General features: G+C 72.6%; 17 protein-coding genes and 2 tRNA genes. 6 read left to right on the forward strand and 13 right to left on the reverse strand.

Translation table 11 applies throughout. From position 1 onward, the window contains the following. The first annotated feature begins 174 nt into the window (after nucleotides 1-174). Nucleotides 175-2,961 (forward strand): phosphoenolpyruvate carboxylase, encoded by a 2,787-nt coding sequence (ppc, locus tag AMK19_RS13115; RefSeq protein ID WP_073811263.1) that lies wholly within the window; start codon nucleotides 175-177, stop codon nucleotides 2,959-2,961. 69 nt (nucleotides 2,962-3,030) lie between these two features. Here the strand turns inward: ppc and AMK19_RS13120 are convergent, their stop codons facing one another. The 6 genes from AMK19_RS13120 to AMK19_RS13145 form a co-directional block, all read right to left on the reverse strand. Then, nucleotides 3,031-3,279 (reverse strand): hypothetical protein, encoded by a 249-nt coding sequence (locus AMK19_RS13120; protein WP_073811265.1) that lies wholly within the window; start codon nucleotides 3,277-3,279, stop codon nucleotides 3,031-3,033. Nucleotides 3,280-3,421: 142 nt separating this feature from the next. Beyond that, on the reverse strand, nucleotides 3,422-3,997 hold the full coding sequence (gene pth / locus AMK19_RS13125; protein ID WP_073811267.1) for an aminoacyl-tRNA hydrolase: 576 nt from the start codon (nucleotides 3,995-3,997) through the stop codon (nucleotides 3,422-3,424). A gap of 115 nt (nucleotides 3,998-4,112) precedes the next feature. Beyond that, nucleotides 4,113-4,727: a 50S ribosomal protein L25/general stress protein Ctc gene (locus AMK19_RS13130; RefSeq protein ID WP_073811268.1), complete on the reverse strand. Its 615-nt coding sequence runs from the start codon at nucleotides 4,725-4,727 to the stop codon at nucleotides 4,113-4,115. A gap of 277 nt (nucleotides 4,728-5,004) precedes the next feature. Further along, the gene (locus tag AMK19_RS13135) at nucleotides 5,005-5,985 is read right to left on the reverse strand and encodes a ribose-phosphate diphosphokinase (RefSeq protein ID WP_073811269.1); all 981 of its coding nucleotides are present in this window, start codon (nucleotides 5,983-5,985) and stop codon (nucleotides 5,005-5,007) included. A gap of 155 nt (nucleotides 5,986-6,140) precedes the next feature. Further along, a complete protein-coding gene (gene glmU / locus AMK19_RS13140) occupies nucleotides 6,141-7,586 on the reverse strand; it encodes a bifunctional UDP-N-acetylglucosamine diphosphorylase/glucosamine-1-phosphate N-acetyltransferase GlmU (protein ID WP_073811271.1) in 1,446 nt (481 codons plus the stop codon). A gap of 92 nt (nucleotides 7,587-7,678) precedes the next feature. Continuing rightward, a tRNA-Gln gene (locus AMK19_RS13145) sits at nucleotides 7,679-7,749 on the reverse strand. Nucleotides 7,750-7,992: 243 nt separating this feature from the next. Here AMK19_RS13145 and AMK19_RS13150 point away from each other — a divergent pair. The 3 genes from AMK19_RS13150 to AMK19_RS13160 are packed head-to-tail and all read left to right on the forward strand — an operon-like array spanning nucleotide 7,993 to nucleotide 10,586. Beyond that, complete coding sequence (locus AMK19_RS13150) at nucleotides 7,993-8,955, forward strand: acyl-CoA desaturase (protein ID WP_083646736.1); 963 nt, start codon at nucleotides 7,993-7,995, stop codon at nucleotides 8,953-8,955. 26 nt (nucleotides 8,956-8,981) lie between these two features. Beyond that, nucleotides 8,982-9,677, forward strand: a complete 696-nt coding sequence (locus tag AMK19_RS13155) for a TetR family transcriptional regulator (protein ID WP_073811272.1) — start codon at nucleotides 8,982-8,984, stop codon at nucleotides 9,675-9,677. Nucleotides 9,678-9,734: 57 nt separating this feature from the next. Further along, nucleotides 9,735-10,586, forward strand: a complete 852-nt coding sequence (locus AMK19_RS13160) for a DMT family transporter (RefSeq protein ID WP_073811274.1) — start codon at nucleotides 9,735-9,737, stop codon at nucleotides 10,584-10,586. A 7-nt stretch (nucleotides 10,587-10,593) separates the two neighbouring features. Here the strand turns inward: AMK19_RS13160 and AMK19_RS13165 are convergent, their stop codons facing one another. Beyond that, a complete protein-coding gene (locus AMK19_RS13165; RefSeq protein WP_073811276.1) occupies nucleotides 10,594-11,388 on the reverse strand; it encodes a methyltransferase domain-containing protein in 795 nt (264 codons plus the stop codon). Between the two features lie 117 nt (nucleotides 11,389-11,505). On the opposite strand from AMK19_RS13165, the gene AMK19_RS13170 reads away from it, so the two are divergent. Next, nucleotides 11,506-12,000, forward strand: coding sequence for a MarR family winged helix-turn-helix transcriptional regulator (locus tag AMK19_RS13170; RefSeq protein WP_073811277.1), 495 nt, complete (start codon nucleotides 11,506-11,508; stop codon nucleotides 11,998-12,000). A gap of 27 nt (nucleotides 12,001-12,027) precedes the next feature. Here the strand turns inward: AMK19_RS13170 and AMK19_RS13175 are convergent, their stop codons facing one another. The 4 genes from AMK19_RS13175 to AMK19_RS13190 form a co-directional block, all read right to left on the reverse strand. Continuing rightward, nucleotides 12,028-13,569 carry a polysaccharide biosynthesis protein gene (locus tag AMK19_RS13175; RefSeq protein WP_073811281.1) on the reverse strand — a complete coding sequence of 514 codons (1,542 nt, stop codon included), beginning with the start codon at nucleotides 13,567-13,569 and terminating at the stop codon, nucleotides 12,028-12,030. Nucleotides 13,570-13,627: 58 nt separating this feature from the next. After that, nucleotides 13,628-14,512 carry a LuxR C-terminal-related transcriptional regulator gene (locus AMK19_RS13180; RefSeq protein ID WP_083646739.1) on the reverse strand — a complete coding sequence of 295 codons (885 nt, stop codon included), beginning with the start codon at nucleotides 14,510-14,512 and terminating at the stop codon, nucleotides 13,628-13,630. Between the two features lie 141 nt (nucleotides 14,513-14,653). Continuing rightward, nucleotides 14,654-15,613, reverse strand: a complete 960-nt coding sequence (gene galE, locus AMK19_RS13185; RefSeq protein WP_073811284.1) for a UDP-glucose 4-epimerase GalE — start codon at nucleotides 15,611-15,613, stop codon at nucleotides 14,654-14,656. A 55-nt stretch (nucleotides 15,614-15,668) separates the two neighbouring features. Further along, on the reverse strand, nucleotides 15,669-16,244 hold the full coding sequence (locus AMK19_RS13190; protein ID WP_073811286.1) for a TIGR03086 family metal-binding protein: 576 nt from the start codon (nucleotides 16,242-16,244) through the stop codon (nucleotides 15,669-15,671). Nucleotides 16,245-16,312: 68 nt separating this feature from the next. Between AMK19_RS13190 and AMK19_RS13195 the strand changes: the two genes are divergently transcribed. Further along, the gene (locus tag AMK19_RS13195; RefSeq protein WP_073811287.1) at nucleotides 16,313-17,083 is read left to right on the forward strand and encodes a helix-turn-helix domain-containing protein; all 771 of its coding nucleotides are present in this window, start codon (nucleotides 16,313-16,315) and stop codon (nucleotides 17,081-17,083) included. A gap of 13 nt (nucleotides 17,084-17,096) precedes the next feature. Here AMK19_RS13195 and AMK19_RS13200 read toward each other — a convergent pair whose 3' ends face one another. Both AMK19_RS13200 and AMK19_RS13205 read right to left on the reverse strand, forming a co-directional pair. Next, nucleotides 17,097-17,756 (reverse strand): LuxR C-terminal-related transcriptional regulator, encoded by a 660-nt coding sequence (locus AMK19_RS13200; RefSeq protein ID WP_073811289.1) that lies wholly within the window; start codon nucleotides 17,754-17,756, stop codon nucleotides 17,097-17,099. Nucleotides 17,757-17,904: 148 nt separating this feature from the next. Continuing rightward, nucleotides 17,905-17,977: transfer RNA gene (locus tag AMK19_RS13205), tRNA-Thr, on the reverse strand. Nucleotides 17,978-18,083 lie beyond the last annotated feature (106 nt).

The following is an 18,083-nucleotide window of genomic DNA, read 5'->3' on the forward strand; positions in this document are numbered from 1 at the left end:
CGCCCCCCGGTCGGTGCTCTCCCTGTCTCCGTGCCCGCGCGCTCTCCGCTGTCCGCCATCCGGCCACCTCTCCGGTCTGGCACCGGGTGCCACCTATGCTGTTGCCCGTCGGACAGTGCGGTCCGCACCTGCAGAGCCGTTGCCGAACACCCCCACCACCACAGGGAGCCAGCCGTGACCGCTCCGGACAACTCGTCCCCGACCGCCGACCAGGCCGCAGAGAATGCCGCGTTGCGTGCGGACATCCGCCGCCTCGGTGACCTGCTGGGAGAGACTCTCGTGCGTCAGGAGGGCCCGGAACTGCTGGGCCTGGTCGAACAGGTGCGCCTGCTGAGCCGTACCGACGGCGAGGCGACGGCCCAGCTGCTGGCGGAGATCGACCTGGCGACCGCCGCGAAGCTGGTGCGCGCGTTCTCCACCTACTTCCATCTCGCGAACGTCACCGAACAGGTGCACCGCGGGCGGGAGTTCGCGTCGCGGCGGGCCCGCGAGGGCTCGGTGCTGTCGCAGACCGCCGACCAGTTGAAGGACGCGGACCCGAAGCACCTGGCGGACACGCTGGCGAACCTCGCGGTGCGTCCGGTCTTCACCGCGCACCCGACCGAGGCGGCCCGCCGCAGCGTGCTGAACAAGCTGCGCCGGGTCGGCGAGCTGCTGGAGCGGATCCACCGCGAGCAGGCGGCGACCGGCCAGGTGGACAGCGCCCGGCAGACCTCGGCGCGCCGGCAGGCGGACCGCCGCCTCGCCGAGGTGATCGACCTGCTGTGGCAGACCGACGAGTTGCGGATCGCCCGCCCGGAGCCGACCGACGAGGCCCGCAACGCCGTCTACTACCTGGACGAGCTGTACCGCGAGGCGGTGCCGGCCGTGCTGGAGGAGTTGCACGAGGAGCTGGCCCGGGTCGGCCTGACCCTGCCGGACGGCGTCCGTCCGCTGACGTTCGGCACCTGGATCGGCGGCGACCGCGACGGCAACCCGAACGTCACCCCGCAGGTCACCTGGGACGTGCTGAACCTGCAGCACGAGTACGGCATCAAGGACGCGCTGGCGGCCATCGACGACCTGCGGGCCTCGCTGTCGACCTCGGTGCGGCTGGCGGGCGCGTCGGAGGAGCTGCTGGCCTCGCTGGACGCCGACCTGACGCACCTTCCGGAGCTGAGCCCGCGCTACAAGCGGATGAACGCCGAGGAGCCGTACCGCCTGAAGGCCACCTGCATCCGGATCAAGCTGGAGAACACCCGCGAGCGGCTGGCCGCGGGCACCCCGCACGTGCTGGGCCGCGACTACGTCGGCACCCGGGACCTGATCGCCGACCTGCGGCTGATCCAGGACTCGCTGCGCGCCCACCGCGGCGGCCTGATCGCCGACGGCCGGCTGGCCCGGGCGATCCGCACCATCGAGGCGTTCGGCCTGCAGCTGGCCACCATGGACGTCCGCGAGCACGCCGAGGCGCACCACCACGCGCTGGGCCAGCTGTTCGACCGGCTCGGCGAGGAGGCGTGGCGCTACACCGACATGCCGCGCGAGTACCGCCAGCGCCTGCTGTCGAAGGAGATGCGCTCGCGCCGCCCGCTGGCCCCGATCCCGGCCCCGCTGGACCCGGCTGGCGCCAAGACGCTGGGCGTGTTCAGCACCATCCGGCAGGGCTTCGAGCGGTTCGGCGACGAGATCGTCGAGTCGTACATCATCTCGATGTGCCAGGGCGCGGACGACGTGTTCGCGGCCGCGGTGCTGGCCCGCGAGGCGGGGCTGATCGACCTGCACGCGGGCATCGCCAAGATCGGCATCGTGCCGCTGCTGGAGACCACGGACGAGCTCCAGCAGGCCGACCGAATCCTGGAGGAGATGCTCTCCGATCCGTCGTACCGGCTGCTGGTGTCGCTGCGCGGCGACATCCAGGAAGTCATGCTCGGCTACTCGGACTCGTCGAAGTTCGGCGGCATCACCACCTCGCAGTGGGAGATCCACCGCGCCCAGCGCCGGCTGCGCGACGTCGCGCACCGGTACGGAATCCGGCTGCGGCTGTTCCACGGCCGCGGCGGCACCGTCGGCCGCGGCGGCGGCCCCTCGCACGAGGCGATCCTCGCCCAGCCGTGGGGCACCCTGGAGGGCGAGATCAAGGTCACCGAGCAGGGCGAGGTGATCTCCGACAAGTACCTGCTGCCGTCGCTGGCCCGGGAGAACCTGGAGCTGACCCTCTCCGCCACGCTGGCCGCGTCCGCGCTGCACACCGCGCCGCGCCAGGCCCCGGAGGAGCTGGCCCGCTGGGACGCCGCGATGGACCGGGTCTCGGAGGCCGCGCACACCGCCTACCGGGGGCTGGTGGAGCAGGAGGACCTGCCGAAGTACTTCTTCGCGTCCACCCCGGTCGACCAGCTGGCCTCGCTGCACCTGGGCTCCCGTCCGTCCCGCCGCCCGGACAGCGGCGCGGGCCTGGACGGCCTGCGGGCCATCCCGTGGGTGTTCGGCTGGACGCAGTCCCGGCAGATCGTCCCCGGCTGGTACGGCGTCGGCTCCGGCCTGGCGGCGGCCCGCGCGGCGGGCCTGTCGGACGTGCTCGACGAGATGTACGGGAACTGGCACTTCTTCCGCAACTTCCTGTCCAACGTCGCCATGACGCTGGCCAAGACCGATCTGCGGATCGCCCGCCACTACGTCGAGCAGCTGGTCCCGGGCGAGCTGCGGCACGTGTTCGACCAGATCGTCGCCGAGCACGAGCTGACCCTGCGCGAGGTGCTGCGGCTGACCGGCGAGTCGGAGCTGCTGGAGCACAACGAGGTCCTGAAGCAGACGTTCACCGTCCGCGATGCCTACCTCGACCCGATCTCCTACCTCCAGGTGGCGCTGCTGCGCCGCCAGCGCGAGGAGGTCGCGCTCGGCCGCCCGGAGGACCCGCTGCGGGCCCGTGCCCTGCTGCTGACCGTCAACGGCATCGCGGCCGGCCTGCGCAACACCGGCTGACCGGCCCGCGAAAGCACGGCGAGGTCCGCTCCGCGCGTCTGCGGAGCGGACCTCGTCCGTTGTGCGGGCTCAGGCCTTCTTGCGCTTGCGCAGCCAGGTCGCCGCGCCGCCGGCCACCACCACCAGGCCGCCGCCGACGGCGTACACGCCGGCCGAGCCGACGGAGCCGGTGGGCGGGGCGAGCTTGGCCGCGGCCGGCTCGGGAGCGACGGTGCTGACGGGTTCGGCGGCCAGCGCGGGCGTCCCGGCCCATGCTCCGGCGGCCAGGCACAGCACGGTGCCACCGACGACCTTGCCCACACGCTTCGAGCGGATCACGCCCCATACCCCCAGTGACAGCACTTCAACCCTTGTGCACCGGGACCGACGGTATCCGATTCCTGGCAGGTTCTGACCACCAGTCAGCTTCCATCGGGCAAGCGTTGTCCGAATGTTGTGTACGGAGGGTGGCCGAAGCCGATCAGGAGTTGTAGTTCTGCTGGGCGCGTTCCAGGCCGTCGGCGAGCAGCGCTTCGACGGCGTCCGCGGAGCGGTCGACGAACCAGTCGAGGTCCTTGCGCTCGGTGGACGAGAAGTCCTTGAGCACGAAGTCCGCGACCTCCATCCGGCCGGGCGGGCGGCCGATGCCGCAGCGCACCCGGTGGTAGTCGGGGCCGAGCGACTTGGTGATCGACTTCAGGCCGTTGTGGCCGTTGTCGCCGCCGCCGAGCTTGACCCGCAGCGCCGAGTAGTCGAGGTCGAGCTCGTCGTGGACCGCGACGATCGCCGAGGCCGGCACCTTGTAGAAGTCCCGCAGCGCGGTGACCGGGCCGCCGGAGAGGTTCATGAAGGTCATCGGCTCGGCCAGGATCGCCCGCTTCCCGGAGAGGCGTCCCTCGGCGACCTGGGCGCGGCTCTTGTGGGTCTTGAACTTGGCGCCCATCCGCTGGGCCAGCAGGTCGACCACCATGAAGCCGATGTTGTGCCGGTTGCGGGCGTAGCCGTCACCGGGGTTGCCGAGGCCCACCACCAGCCAGGGGCCGTCGTACTCGCTCATGCCGCTCCTCACGCGGGTGTCGTTGCGTCGTCCATCATCCCGGACATGCCGCTGCCCCGGCCGCCCGCAGGGAAGCGGGACGGCCGGGGCAGCGGCGTTACGAAGATCGCGAGGATCAGGCCTCGACAGCGGCCTCTTCGCCCTCGGCGGCCTCGCCCTCGGTCTCGGCCTCTTCCTCGGTGGCCTCGGGGGCCTGGGCGCCGATGACCTGGAGGACGACGACGTCGGCCTCGACGGCCAGGGTGACGCCGGCCGGCAGGGCGATGTCACCGGCGGTGATGGAGGCGCCGGCCTCCAGGCCCTCGACGGAGACGGTGACCGACTCGGGCAGGTGGGTGGCCTCGGCCTCGATCGGCAGGGCGTTCAGGGCGTGCTCGAGCAGGTTGCCACCGGGGGCCAGCTCGCCCTCGGCGTGGACCGGGATCTCGACGGTGACCTTCTCGCCGCGCTTGACCAGCAGCAGGTCGACGTGCTCGATGCTGCGCTTGATGGCCTCGCGCTGGACGGCCTTCGGCAGCACGTACTCGTCCTTGCCCTCGATCGGGACGACCAGCAGCGCGTTCGGGGTCTTCAGGGCCATCATCAGGTCGTGGCTCGGCAGGTTCAGGTGAACCGGGGTGTGGCCGTGGCCGTAGACGACACCGGGGACGAAGCCGGCGCGGCGGGCGCGACGGGCGGCACCCTTGCCGAACTCGGTGCGGGACTCAGCGGCGATGCGGATCTCGGACACGACTGCACTCCTCGAAAATGCGCAGGGGTGCAGGAACGACAGAACCGCCGGGCCACACCCTCAAGTACGTTTGGGGGGACACTCGGCGGTTCGATCAAAGCGCATCGTTCACGCGCGTCGATCACGGAGCCCCGAAATTGGACATCCCTCGCCGAGCAGTCTCCCCAGCCTAACCGGGCGGTGGCGCGGACGTGAAATCGGCCCCCGGTTCCAGGGCGGAACCGGGGGCCGATCAAGGGTCTGACGAGGGGTCAGCCCACCCCTCGGGAGCGCGGTGTCAGTGCACGCCCTCGAACAGGCTGGTGACCGAGCCGTCCTCGAACACCTCGTGGACGGCGGCGGCGATCGACGGGGCGATCGACAGCGTGGTGATCTTGTCCAGCTGGAGCTGGGCCGGGGTCGGCAGGGTGTTGGTGAACACGAACTCGCTGACCCGGGAGTTCTTCAGACGGTCCGCGGCGGGGCCGGAGAGCACGCCGTGGGTGGCCGCGACGATGACGTCGGCGGCGCCCGCGTCGAACAGCGCGTCGGCGGCGGCGCAGATGGTGCCGGCGGTGTCGATCATGTCGTCGACCAGCACGCAGGTGCGGCCGCGGACGTCACCGACCACCTCGGCGGAGAGGATGGTGTTGGCCTGCGTCATGTCGCGGCGCTTGTGGATGATCGCCAGCGGGGCGTTCAGGCGGTCGCACCACTGGTCGGCGACCTTCACGCGGCCGGCGTCCGGCGAGACGATGGTCAGCTTGGACCGGTCGGCGACCCGGTTGCCCACGTAGTCGGCGAGCATCGGCAGCGCGAACAGGTGGTCCACCGGGCCGTTGAAGAAGCCCTGGATCTGCGCGGTGTGCAGGTCCACGGCCATCAGGCGGTCGGCGCCGGCCTGGCGCAGCAGGTCGGCGACCAGGCGGGCCGAGATGGGCTCGCGGCCGAGGTGCTTCTTGTCCTGCCGGGCGTAGCCGTAGAACGGGAGGATCGCGGTGATGCTGCGGGCCGACGCGCGCTTCAGCGCGTCGATCATGATCAGCTGCTCCATGATCCACTGGTTGATCGGAGCCGTGTGGCTCTGGATCACGAAGCAGTCGGCGCCGCGCGCGGAGTCCAGGAAGCGGACGTAGATCTCGCCGTTGGCGAAGTCCAGGGCCTTGGTCGGGACGAGTTCGGTGCCCAGGGCGAGGGCGACCTCCTCGGCAAGTTCGGGGTGGGCTCGACCGGAGAAGAGTTTGAGCTTCTTCTCACCGGAGGTCGTGATCCCGCTCACTGCACCGTCTCCTCGTGTTATTGCCACTCAGGGTGAGTACGCCGAGGCACGGCCCAGCAGGCCCGATGGCGCACGTATGTACTTCAGGTTACGCGCCCCGGACCGCAGTCGACGGCCGGGGACCTCTGTTCAAGATCCCCGGCCGCCCCGTCCGACTATTCCGCCGAGGACGCCTCGGCGGCCGCGCGGGCGGACGCCGAGCCGGGCCGCTTCCGCTCAACCCAGCCTGCGATGTTGCGCTGCTGGGCCCGCGCGACGCCCAGCGAACCGGCCGGAACGTCGTTGGTGATCACGGATCCGGCGGCGGTGTAGGCCCCGTCACCCACCGTGACCGGAGCGATGAACATGTTGTCGGAACCCGTGCGGCAGTGGGCCCCGATGACCGTCCGGTGCTTGTTCACGCCGTCGTAGTTCACTGTGACCGACGCCGCACCGACATTGCTGCCCTCGCCGATCGTCGCGTCCCCGATGTACGACAGGTGCGGCACCTTGGCGCCCTCGCCGAGCTCGGAGTTCTTGATCTCCACGTAGGTGCCGGCCTTCGCCTTCCGGGCCAGCTTGGTGCCCGGCCGCAGGTACGCGTAGGGGCCGACCGAGGCCTCCGGGCCGATCTCGGCGCGCTCGGCCGTGGTGTTGCTCACACGGGCGCCCGCGCCGACGACGGTGTCGGTCAGCGTGGTGTTCGGGCCGACCTCGCAGCCCTCGCCCAGATGGGTCGCGCCGCGCAGCTGGGTGCCGGGGTGCACCAGCGCGTCCGGCTCGTAGCCGACCTGGACGTCGATCCAGGTGCTGGCGGGGTCGACGACCGTCACGCCGGCCCGCATGGCCCGCTCCAGCAGGCGGTCGTTGAGCAGGCGGCGGGCCTCGGCCAGCTGCACCCGGTCGTTGATGCCGACGATCTCCCGGTGGTCGGCGGCCACCACGGCGCCCACCCGGTGGCCCTCCCGGCGGAGGATCTCCAGGGTGTCGGTCAGGTACTCCTCGCCCTGCGAGTTGTCGGTGCCGACCAGCGACAGCGCGTGCGCCAGCAGCTTGGCGTCGAACGCGAACACCCCGGAGTTGATCTCGGAGACCGCCAGCTGCTCGGGGACGGCGTCCTTGTGCTCGACGATCGCGGCGACCGCGCCGTCGGCGTCGCGCAGGATCCGGCCGTAGCCGGTGGCGTCCGGGACGAGCGCGGTCAGCACGGTGACGCCGTTGCCCTGCTCGGCGTGCGCGGCGGCCAGCGCGGACAGCGTGCCGCCGGTCAGCAGCGGGGCGTCGCCGGTGGTCACCAGCACGGTGCCGTCCAGTTCCACGCCGTCGGCGGCCAGCGCCTGCAACGCGGTGCGGACCGCGTGGCCGGTGCCGAGCTGCTCGGCCTGGACGACCGGGCGGGCCGCCGGGCAGTGCTCGGCCAGGTGCGCCTGCACCAGCTCGCGCAGGTGGCCGATCACCACGACGAGCTGATCCGGCGTCAACTCCTGAGCGGCGGCGACCGCATGGCCGACCAGTGAGCGGCCGCAGATCTCGTGCAGCACCTTCGGCAGGGCCTTGGACTTCATCCGCGTACCGCCCCCGGCGGCAAGCACGATCACGGCAGCTGGCTGGTTGGCAGTCACGCGGAGAGACTCCTCGGTCGATGCGGGGTGAGGGTGCACCGAGAATACCGAGACGAGGCGGAGGGGAAACGACCGACAACGGTCGGGAGGGGCTCCGCCGCTAGGATTCGAACCCAGACAAAGGCCTCCAAAGGGCCCTGTGCTGCCATTACACCACGGCGGAAAAGCGCGATTGCCCGCGCCGAGCACAGCCTACGGGTTGACGGCCCGTAGCTCCACCACCTTCCGCGAAGCACACGAACGACGCCCCGGCCCCGGGTGGCCGTCCGCGAGGAATCCGGCGGACGAACACCGCGACACGTCCGCGCACGGGTCTTCCGCCTACCGCCGTTCGGTACTTACGATGCCGTAGGTTACGGAAACGTAGGTATCCGTTGGCACCACCCTCCTCCCCCCGGGACGCGCCATGACCATCCAGGCTGGGCAGGCGCCGCCGAGCGCCGCCGAGGACCTCATCCCCCGACTGTCCGCCACCAGGGGCGGCGAGAAGCAGGGCCCGCTGGAGCGGATCACCCTCGCCCTGTTCATCGCGCTGCCGTTCCTCGCCCTGCTGGCCGCCGTCCCGCTGGCGTGGGGCCGCGGCCTGTCCTGGCTGGACGCCGGCCTCGCCGTCGCCATGTACTTCCTCACCTGCCACGGCATCACCGTCGGCTACCACCGCTACTTCACCCACAGCGCGTTCAAGGCCAACCGGCGGCTGCGCCTGGCCCTGGCCGTGGTCGGCTCGCTCGCCGTCGAGGGCCCGCTGGTGCGCTGGGTCGCCGACCACCGCCGCCACCACCGTTTCTCCGACAAGGAGGGCGACCCGCACTCGCCGTGGCGCTACGGCGAGAGCGTGCCCGCGCTGCTCAAGGGCCTGTGGTGGGCGCACATGGGCTGGATGTTCGACGAGGAGCAGACCCCGCAGCTCAAGTACGCGCCCGACCTGGTCCGCGACCCGGCCATAAGGCGCATCTCCCGCCTGTTCTGGCTCTGGACGATGCTGTCGCTGGCGCTGCCCGCGGTGATCGGCGGCCTGGCCACCTGGAGCTGGCAGGGCGCGCTGTCCGCCTTCTTCTGGGGCTCGCTGGTCCGGGTCGCGCTGCTGCACCACGTCACCTGGTCGATCAACTCGATCTGCCACGCCGTCGGTTCACGGCCCTTCAAGTCCCGCGACAGGTCCGGCAACGTGTGGTGGCTGGCCGTGCTGTCCTGCGGCGAGTCCTGGCACAACCTGCACCACGCCGACCCGACCTCGGCCCGGCACGGCGTGCTGCGCGGCCAGGTCGACTCCTCGGCGCGGATCATCCGCTGGTTCGAGCGGGCGGGCTGGGCCACCGACGTCCGCTGGCCGGGTGCGGAGCGGATCGCCGCCCGCCGCGCCGCATGAGGCAGCGCCTACAGCATGATGGAGGGGTGAACGGGACCAACGGAGACAGCGCCGGCCATCAGCAGCCTTCTCAACGCGGCGGAGCCGCCGGCGGCAGGAAGAGCGGCGGCCGGGTGCGGATGACCGGCAAGCAGCGCCGCGAGCAGCTGCTGGAGATCGGCCGGTCGGTCTTCGCCGAACGCGGCTACGACGGCACCTCGGTGGAGGAGATCGCGGAACGCGCCGGGGTCTCCAAGCCGGTCGTCTACGAGCACTTCGGCGGCAAGGAGGGCCTGTACGCGGTGGTCGTCGACCGCGAGATGCAGCTCCTGCTGGACATGGTCACCGGCGCGCTCACCGGCGGGCACTCCCGGGAGCTGCTGGAGCAGGCCGCGTTCGCGTTGATGGACTACATCGACACCTCCACCGACGGCTTCAAGATCCTGGTCCGGGATTCGCCGGTGGCCCAGTCCACCGGCTCGTTCGCGTCGCTGATCAGCGACATCGCCACCCAGGTCGAGGACATCCTCGGACTGGAGTTCAAGTCCCGGGGCTTCGACGCCAGGCTGGCGCCGATGTACTCGCAGATGCTGGTCGGCATGGTGGCGCTGACCGGCCAGTGGTGGCTGGAAGTGCGCAAGCCCGCCAAGGCGGAGGTCGCCGCCCACCTGGTCAACCTCGCCTGGCACGGCCTGGAAGGCCTGGAGCGGCACCCCAAGCTGGTCGGCGACCGCAGGAACTGACCGGCCCGGCCCCCGCCACCGGGGCCGCCGGGCCGACACGCACGACAGGGGAACCCGTTGGCGGTCTTCCTGCTGGCCCTCGGCGCGGCCTGCTGCCTCGGACTCGGCTTCGTCCTGCAGCAGCACGCCGCCCAACGCGCCCCCAGCGGCGACCTGCTGCGCTGGCGGCTGCTGCTCGACCTGATGCGGATGCCCGACTGGCTGCTCGGCATCGGCTTCATGATCGCCGGCCAGGTGCTGTCCGCGCTGGCGCTCAGCCAGGGCGAGGTCACCCTGGTCGAACCGCTGCTCGCCACCAACCTGGTCTGGGCGATGCTGCTGGCCCGCCGGATCACCGGCACCCGTCTCGGCCGCTCCGGCTGGATCGGCGTCGCACTGATCGCCCTCGGCGTCACCGCGTTCATCGCCGCCGGCCAACCCCAGGGCGGCGGCCCCGGCGTCGGGCCGCTCCGCCAGTGGCTGGTCATCGGCATCGTCGCGGGCCTCGCGCTGGCCCTGGTCTCGACGGCCCGCCACCTCCCGCTGTTCGAGGAGGCCACCCTGCTGGCCCTCGCCGCCGGCCTGCTCTACGGCCTCCAGGACGCGCTCACCCGCGCCACCTTCGACCTGATCGACGAGCACGGCGCCCGCGCCGCGTTCCTCTCCTGGCAGCCCTGGACCGTGGTCGGCATCGGCGTGGTCGGCCTCCTCCTGGTCCAGTCCGCCTTCGAGGCCGCCCCGCTGCGGATGTCGCTGCCCGCCCTCACCGCCGCCCAGCCGCTGGCCGGCATCGCCTGCGCCGTCGGCTTCCTCGGCGACCGGGTCCGGATCACCCCGGCCGCGCTGGCCTGGCAGTGCGCCGGGCTGGCCGCGATCGTGGTCGGCGTCGTGGTGCTGGGCCGCCACCCGGCGATGCCCGGCGCCAAGTGACCTCCGGTCAGTTCTTCACGGCCACCGCGAAGACCCGGCGGAACGGGAACACCGTGCCGTGCCCGGTCGCCGGGTACGCCTCGCGCAGCAGCGCGCCGTACTCCGCCAGGAACTCCTTCTGCTCGGCCGCGTCCGGCAGCCGCTCCAGCACCGGCCGCAGCGTGCTGCCCTTGACCCACTCCAGCACCGGGTCCGGGCCCTGCAGCACCGTCAGGTACGTGGTCTCCCAGACGTCGGCGGTGCAGCCCGCGGCCAGCAGCGCCTCCAGGTACCGACCCGGGGCGTGGCAGGACGCGTCCGGGCGGACGGTGCCCAGCCGCTCGCGCCAGCGGACGCCGTGGCGCAGCTCGGCGAGCAGGGCGTGGCTGGGCGCGGCGAAGTTGCCGGGCAGCTGGAACGCGATCACCCCGCCGGGGCGCAGCGCCGCCGCCCACCGGGCCAGCAGGGAGAGGTGGTCGGCGGTCGGGGTGTCCATCCAGTGCAGGGCGGCGTTGGACGCGATCAGGTCGGGCCGTTCGGGCGCGGGGTCGTACGCGGTGACGTCCTGCAATCGGTACTCGGCGGTGGGCTCGCCGGTGGTGCGGGCGGTCTCCAGCAGGGCGGGCGAGGTGTCCAGGCCGAGCAGGCGGGCCTCGGGCCACCGGCGGCGCAGCACGGCGGTGGAGTTGCCGGGCCCGCAGCCGAGGTCCAGCACGGTGGGGCGGTCCGGGAGTTCGGGGACCCGGGCGAGCAGTTCGCCCAGCGGCCGGATGCGTTCCTCGGCGTAGCGCAGGTACTGGCGGGCGTCCCAGTCGGCGGGCACGGCGGACCTCCTGAGGTATCTCGACGTCAAGATATCTTTCGGACGCCGAGCGTTCCTTTGTTATCTCTTGATGTCAAGAGACTTCACATCGACACATCCCCCGATACACTGATCGTCATGGAGGACGAGGTCGACCGCCTGGTCGCAGCATGGCGCCGAGAGCGCCCCGACCTCGACGTGGAACCCCTTGAGGTCCTCAGTCGGGTGAGCCGGCTCGCCCGCCACCTCGACCGCGCCCGCCGCACCGCGTTCGCCGAGCACGGCCTCGAACCCTGGGAATTCGACGTCCTCACCGCACTGCGCCGGGCGGGCGACCCCTACCAGCTCTCCCCGGGCCAGCTCCTCACCCAGACCCTGGTCACCTCCGGCACCATGACCAACCGCATCGACCGGCTCACCACCAAGGGCCTGGTCGTCCGCCTGCCCGACCCCGACGACCGCCGCGGCGTCCTGGTCCGCCTCACCGACGACGGCCGCGACAAGGCCGACCAGGCCCTGGCCGGCCTGCTCGCCCACGAACGCGAGATCCTCGCCCGACTGGCCCCCACCCAGCGCGGCGAACTCGCCTCCCTGCTGCGCCAGTTGGTCATCCCCTTCGACCGGGCCGGCTAGCCGGCCCGGGGCCCGGGCCGCTGCCTGTCAGAACCCGTCCGGGTAGAGGCTCGCGAGCGCCGGAGGCTTGTCCGGGGCGCTCTTGTAGCCGGGCAGCAGGGCCGTCAGGCAGTCGCGAACCAGCGGGTCCGCATTGGTGGTGGCCGCGGCGTACAGCGACGTGAGTCCCCCGGCCAGGTCCTCGACGCCGGTCGCCGCCTCTGCGGCCGTCGCGTAGATGCGCGGGTGGGCGGTGGGCAGTCGCACCTCCGTGTCCGAGAACAGCGCCTCGTTGAGCTTCTCGCCGGCCCGCAGGCCCGTGTAGCGGATCTCGACCTCGTCCGCCCCCAGTTGCACCTGCTCCGCGTAGTTGTGGACCAGGTCCACGATCCGCACCGGCTCGCCCATGTCGAGGACGAAGACCTCGCCGCCCTCGGCCATCCGTCCGGCCTCCAGCACCAGCCCGACCGCCTCCTCGATGGTCATGAAGAAGCGGGTGACGTCGGGGTGCGTGACCGTCACCGGCCCGCCGCTGCGGAGTTGCTCCTCCAGCACCGACAGCAGCGAGCCGCGCGAGCCGAGGACGTTGCCGAAGCGTACGGCGGCGAACGCGCCGGTGCCGAGGTTGCGGGCGTCCTTCGCGTTGGCCTGGACGATCAGCTCGGCGAGGCGCTTGCTCGCGCCGAGGACGGAGGTGGGGTCGGCGGCCTTGTCGGTGGAGATGAGGACGAAGCGTTCGACGCCGGTGGCGAGTGCCGCCTCGACCAGGTGGTCGGTGCCGAGGACGTTGGACTTGACGGCCTCGCTGGGGTGGCGCTCCAGCAGCGGGAGGTGCTTGTGCGCGGCGGCGTGGAAGACCACGTCGGGGCGCAGGTCGCGGAAGATCTGCTGGATCCGGGGGCGGTCCCGGATGTCGGCGATCACCAGGGATTCGTCGGTGAGCAGCGCCTCGCCCCAGATGTCGAGTTGCAGCCGGTGCAGGTTGGACTCGTCGTGGTCGAGCATGTAGAGCGCGGCGGGCCCGAACGCCTGTACCTGGCGGCAGAGTTCGCTGCCGATGGAGCCGCCCGCGCCGGTCACCAGCACCCGGCGGCCCTCGATGACGGTGCGGACGTCGGGCGAGACGACATGCACCTCGTGGCGGCCGATGAGCCGGTTGACGTCGAGGGTGCGCAGGTCCGAGCCGACGACTTCGCGGCGCAGCGCGGACAGGAACGACGGCAGGTAGCGGACGGCCGCGCCGGCGGCGGCCGCGGCGGTGGCGAGTTCCCGGACGCGCTGGTGCGGCAGGCCGGGGATGGCGAGGACGACCACCTGGGCGCGGTGCGCGAGGGCGTGCGCGGTGAGGTCGGCGAGCGGGCCGAGGACGGGGCTGCCGGAGACGTTCCGGCCGGCCTTGACCGGGTCGTCGTCCAGCACTCCGACGGGAGTGAGGCCGAACTCCGGGGTCCGGTCCAGGTCGCGGACCAGGGCCGTGCCGGCCGACCCGGCCCCGACGACCAGGGTACGCAGGCCGGCCGGATCGGCGCGCTGCTCGGGAATGCGAGTGCGGGCTGCGTGCGGGCGTGCGGAAGCGCGGTTCGGCGACATCTGACCTCCGGTCTCGCTGACTCACGGAGTGGAAACCTGCTCGGAAGGCGGGGCTCGTTCAGCCCGCGCCGGGGCCTGCGGTCGAGGCGACGGTCGGTGGGGGGACGGGGACGGGCACAGCGGGCACAGCGGGCACAGCGGGCGCGGCGGGCTCCGAGGGGGCGATTCCGGCGCGGCGGGCGACCGCGACCGCCGCGAGCGTGGAGTGCACCCCCAGTTTGCCCAGGACGTTCTGCATGTGGGTGCGGACGGTGTGCGGGGAGAGGAACAGCCGCTCGGCGACCGCCTGCCTGCCCAGGCCGGCGACCATGCAGCGCAGCACCTCCTCCTCGCGGGGGGTGAGCGCGGCGACCAGGCGTTCGCTCTCGGAGCGGTCCCGCCGGGCGGAGGTGAGTTCGCGGACCACGCCGGTCAGCAGGGCCGGCGGCAGGTGGGTCTCCTCGCGCAGGACGCCGCGGATCACGGCCATCAGCGCGCCCAGTGAGCTCTCCCGCGCCACCCAGCCGCCGGCTCCGGCCTGCAGGGCGCGGACGGCCCGCTGCGGGTCGTCGGCGGTGGCCAGCACCACGGCGCGCAGCCCGGGGTGGGCCCGGCAGGCCCGGCCGACCAGGGCGATCCCGTCGCCCGGCGGCCGGGTCGGGTCGACCACCGGAGGTCGCCTCAACTGCCCGGCCACGGGCTGCTGTTGGGGTGGTACGGCGGCGCGCCTGGGCGGCGGTACGGCACCGCGGGCCGCAAGCGGCGGCACGGCGCCGAGGTCGGCGTCGACCAGCACCACGTCGTACGGGCGGCGTTCGGCCGCGGCCCGTTCCAGCGCGCGTTCGGCTGCCGCGGCGCTGCCGGCCGCCCCGACGTCCACATCGGGTTCGGCGGCGAGTGCTGTGGCCAGCGCCTCGGCGAAAATGCGGTGGCCGTCGACCACCAGGACGCGAATCCGCCCCATCGTCCTGCCCCCCTGCTCCTGGCCCGACCCCCACCGGTGCCTCACTCAGCGTACGGGCGGCGCCGGTCGGCCGTGGGGATTTGGTGAAGTTCCTGTACGCAGGGACTTCAGGGGTCGGGGTCGGGTCGGGAGCGGGGCTGGTCAGGCGCGGTGGGCGAGGGTGAACTCCCAGGCGTCGGCGACGATCCGGTCGAGCTCGGGGTGCTTCGGCGTCCAGCCGAGGGCCTCCCGGGCGCGGTCGGCGGCGGCCACCAGCACCGCCGGGTCGCCCGGGCGGCGGCCGGCGACCTGCACCGGGATCTCCCGGCCGGTGACCCGCTTGACCGACTCGATCACCTCGCGCACCGAGAAGCCGGTGCCGTTGCCGAGGTTGCAGATCAGGTGCTCGCCCGACTCGGCGGCGTCCAGCGCCAGCAGGTGCGCGGCGGCCAGGTCGGCGATGTGGATGTAGTCGCGGATGCAGGTGCCGTCCGGGGTCGGGTAGTCCTCGCCGAACACCGCGATGTGCGGACGCTGACCCAGCGCCGCCTGGAACACCAGCGGGATCAGGTGCGACTCCGGCTCGTGACGCTCGCCGTAACGGCCGTACGCCCCGGCCACGTTGAAGTAGCGCAGGCTGACGGCGGCCAGGCCGTGGGCGATCGCCTCGGAAGTGATCAGGTGGTCCACGGCGAGCTTGGTGGCGCCGTAGGCGTTGGTCGGCGAGGTGCGCGCGGTCTCCTTGATCGGCACCTCGTCCGGCTCGCCGTACACGGCGGCGGTGGAGGAGAACACCAGCTTGCGGACGCCGGCCTTGCGCATCGCCGACACCAGCTCCAGCGAACCGGCCACGTTGTTGCGCCAGTACTTCTCCGGGTCCACGACCGACTCGCCGACCTGCGAGGAGGCCGCGAAGTGCAGTACGCCGTCGAAGGAGGCGTCGAGCACCTCGGCGGCGTCCTGGATCCGGCCGCGCACGAACTCCGCGCCGTCCGGCACGGCCTCCGCGAAACCGGTCGACAGGTCGTCCAGTACCGTCACCCGGTGGCCCGCCTCCAGCAGGTGCGCCGCCACCACGCTGCCCACATAGCCGGCTCCGCCCGTGACCAGGTACTTGCTCATGCCCTCGACCTCCGCACACTCGGGTGTTCCTCGTCCGGAGCATATGGCACTCGGGTCAACGAACCGGTTCGGCGGCCCAGCCGGGGTCGCGGCCGGTGAGCGCGAGCAGCGCCTCGAACGGGTCCGACCCTGCGTAGGCGACCGGCTCGGCGAACATGCCCATCTGCCGTCCGTTCGGCGCCAACTCCTCGGTCAGCGGCCCCAACACGGCGACCGTCTCCGGGGCCGGCCGGTACGGCAGGCCGGTGGCGCGCGCCAGATCCCAGCCGTGCACGGCCAGGTCCATCAGGGCCAGCGCGCCGACCGTCTCCGCGGGCATCGACATCGACCCGAGCAGGCCCTCGTCCGCGCCCGGCTCGCCCCACGCCGCGACCAGCTCCGCCGCCTCGGCCGCGAACCGCTGCCGCCAGTCGCCGTCCAGCTCGGGCGCGGGCCCCGACCAGTCGGGCTGCCCCTTCGCGGCCAGCACCTGGAAGTTCACCACCACCTGGAACAGGTGCCGCGTCAACTCCCGCACGTCGTACTCCCCGCACGGCGTCGGCGCGCCCAGCGCGGCGTCCGGCAGCGCGAGGATCACGGGGACGGTCCGCTCGGTGGCGGCCTGCAGCAGGGCGGCGATCTTCGTGGTCATGCGGCCGACGCTAGCGCGGCCGACCGGGGGCCGGCTTGAACAAACGCGACACCATCTAGCCTGTCCGGATGGCCGCTCCACGTCGTGACACCCGGGGAATCCTCGACCCGGACGGGCTGCTCTCCCGGGTGCGGTTCCGGCGTCGCGAGCCGGCCGCCGCGCTGCGGCCGTACCTGGAGCACTACTGGCTGATCGACTGGGACCTGCCCCGGCCGTACACCACCTCCGTGCTGCCGCACCCGTCCGTGAACGCGGTGTTCCAGCCGGGCGGCGCCGAACTGACCGGCATCGGCGCCGACGTGTTCCGGCAGGAACTGACCGGGCGGGGCTGGGTGGTCGGCGCGCAGTTCCGGCCGGGCGGCTTCGCCGCGTTCGACCCCGGCCTGCCGGTCTCCGCCTGGACCGGCCGCCGGGTGCCGCTCACCGACCTCTGGCCGGACGCGGAGCTGCCCGCCGGGGACGACGACACCCGGGTCGCGGCCCTCGACGCCCTGCTGCTGGCCCACGGCCCCCACCCGCACCCGGACACCGACACCGCCCTGCGGCTGGCCGAACTGGTCCGCCACGACCGGACGATCACCCGGGTCGACGACCTCGCCGCCCGCAGCGGCCGCACGGTGCGCGCCCTGCAACGCCTGTTCTCCGCCCGGGTCGGCGTCCCGCCGAAGTGGGTGATCCTGCGCTACCGGATCCACGAGGCCCTGGAGGCCGCCGAACGCCCGGACGCCCCGGACTGGTCCCGGCTCGCCGCCGACCTCGGCTACAGCGACCACGCCCACTTGACCCGCGAGTTCACCCGGACCGTCGGCGTCCCGCCCTCCGCCTACGCCGCCCGCTGAACACCCTTACGTTTCACGCGAGTTGATCGAGCATCCCGGTGCGGGCGGCCAGTGCGGCGGCCTCCAGCCGGGAGCGCGCGCCGAGCTTGCTCAGCACCCGCTGGACGTGCGTGCGCGCCGTGGACGGGGCGATCCGCATCGCGGCCGCGATCGCCGCGGTGTCCTCGCCCTCCGCGATCCGGGCCAGCACCTGCACCTCGCGGCGGGTCAACAGCCGCAGCAGCCGCACCGCCTCGTCGTCGGGCTCCAGGACCGGCCACAGCAGGTGCTCGAACGCCGCCCGCAGCACCTCCACCGCGACCGCGGCCTCCCCCGCCCGGACCCGGGCGATCGCCCGGTCCACCACCTCGATCCGCTCGTCGCTGCGCACATAGCCCGCCGCGCCGGCCGCGAACGCGGCCGCGACCCGCCCGGGCGCACCCAGCGGGCCCAGCACCACCACGGAGATCTCCGGCCGCTCCCGGCGTAAGCGGCGTAACGCCTCGAACGGATCGTCCGGGCCCGCCGCCGTCCCCAGCAGGCAGACCTCGGGACGGCGCCCGGCCACCAGGTCCAGCACCGAACCGCACGGCGAACCCACCCCCAGCACCCGGTGGCCGCGCTGCTGCAGGGCCGTGCCCAGGGCCTCGGCCATCAGCCGGTGATCGTCCGCGACCACGAGTCGTACGCTCATCCGCCACTCCCCGGTCCGGCCGACAGACGCACCATCACAGCGCATCCGTGCGCGGGCCGCCAGGGGACGTACCGGGTCGTCCCCCGGTTTGGCGAAGAGTTGGCGAAAACGCCGAAGGCCCCGCGGGTGGCGGGGCCTTCGTCTGCTGAGCCCCCATGCGGAATCGAACCGCAGACCTTCTCCTTACCATGGAGACGCTCTACCGACTGAGCTATAGGGGCTTGTTGCTCAGGTTTCCTTGCGGTCCCCTTTGCGACGAGGAAGACATTACATGGTCCGCGGACCCCATGGGAAATCGGCTCCGCGCCGGCCAGCGGGCTAAACTGC

It is taken from the genome of Kitasatospora sp. CB01950, assembly GCF_001905465.1.
Classification (GTDB): domain Bacteria; phylum Actinomycetota; class Actinomycetes; order Streptomycetales; family Streptomycetaceae; genus Kitasatospora.

What these genes read in the sequence shown, in the direction of transcription:
- AMK19_RS13195 (WP_073811287.1), top strand. Translation starts at nt 16,313, where the DNA reads ATGGCCGCTCCACGTCGTGACACCCGGGGAATCCTCGACCCGGACGGG.
- AMK19_RS13190 (WP_073811286.1), bottom strand. Translation starts at nt 16,244, where the DNA reads ATGACCACGAAGATCGCCGCCCTGCTGCAGGCCGCCACCGAGCGGACC.
- AMK19_RS13175 (WP_073811281.1), bottom strand. Translation starts at nt 13,569, where the DNA reads ATGTCGCCGAACCGCGCTTCCGCACGCCCGCACGCAGCCCGCACTCGC.
- pth (WP_073811267.1), bottom strand. Translation starts at nt 3,997, where the DNA reads ATGAGCGAGTACGACGGCCCCTGGCTGGTGGTGGGCCTCGGCAACCCC.
- galE (WP_073811284.1), bottom strand. Translation starts at nt 15,613, where the DNA reads ATGAGCAAGTACCTGGTCACGGGCGGAGCCGGCTATGTGGGCAGCGTG.
- AMK19_RS13200 (WP_073811289.1), bottom strand. Translation starts at nt 17,756, where the DNA reads ATGAGCGTACGACTCGTGGTCGCGGACGATCACCGGCTGATGGCCGAG.
- AMK19_RS13170 (WP_073811277.1), top strand. Translation starts at nt 11,506, where the DNA reads ATGGAGGACGAGGTCGACCGCCTGGTCGCAGCATGGCGCCGAGAGCGC.
- AMK19_RS13180 (WP_083646739.1), bottom strand. Translation starts at nt 14,512, where the DNA reads ATGGGGCGGATTCGCGTCCTGGTGGTCGACGGCCACCGCATTTTCGCC.
- AMK19_RS13150 (WP_083646736.1), top strand. Translation starts at nt 7,993, where the DNA reads ATGACCATCCAGGCTGGGCAGGCGCCGCCGAGCGCCGCCGAGGACCTC.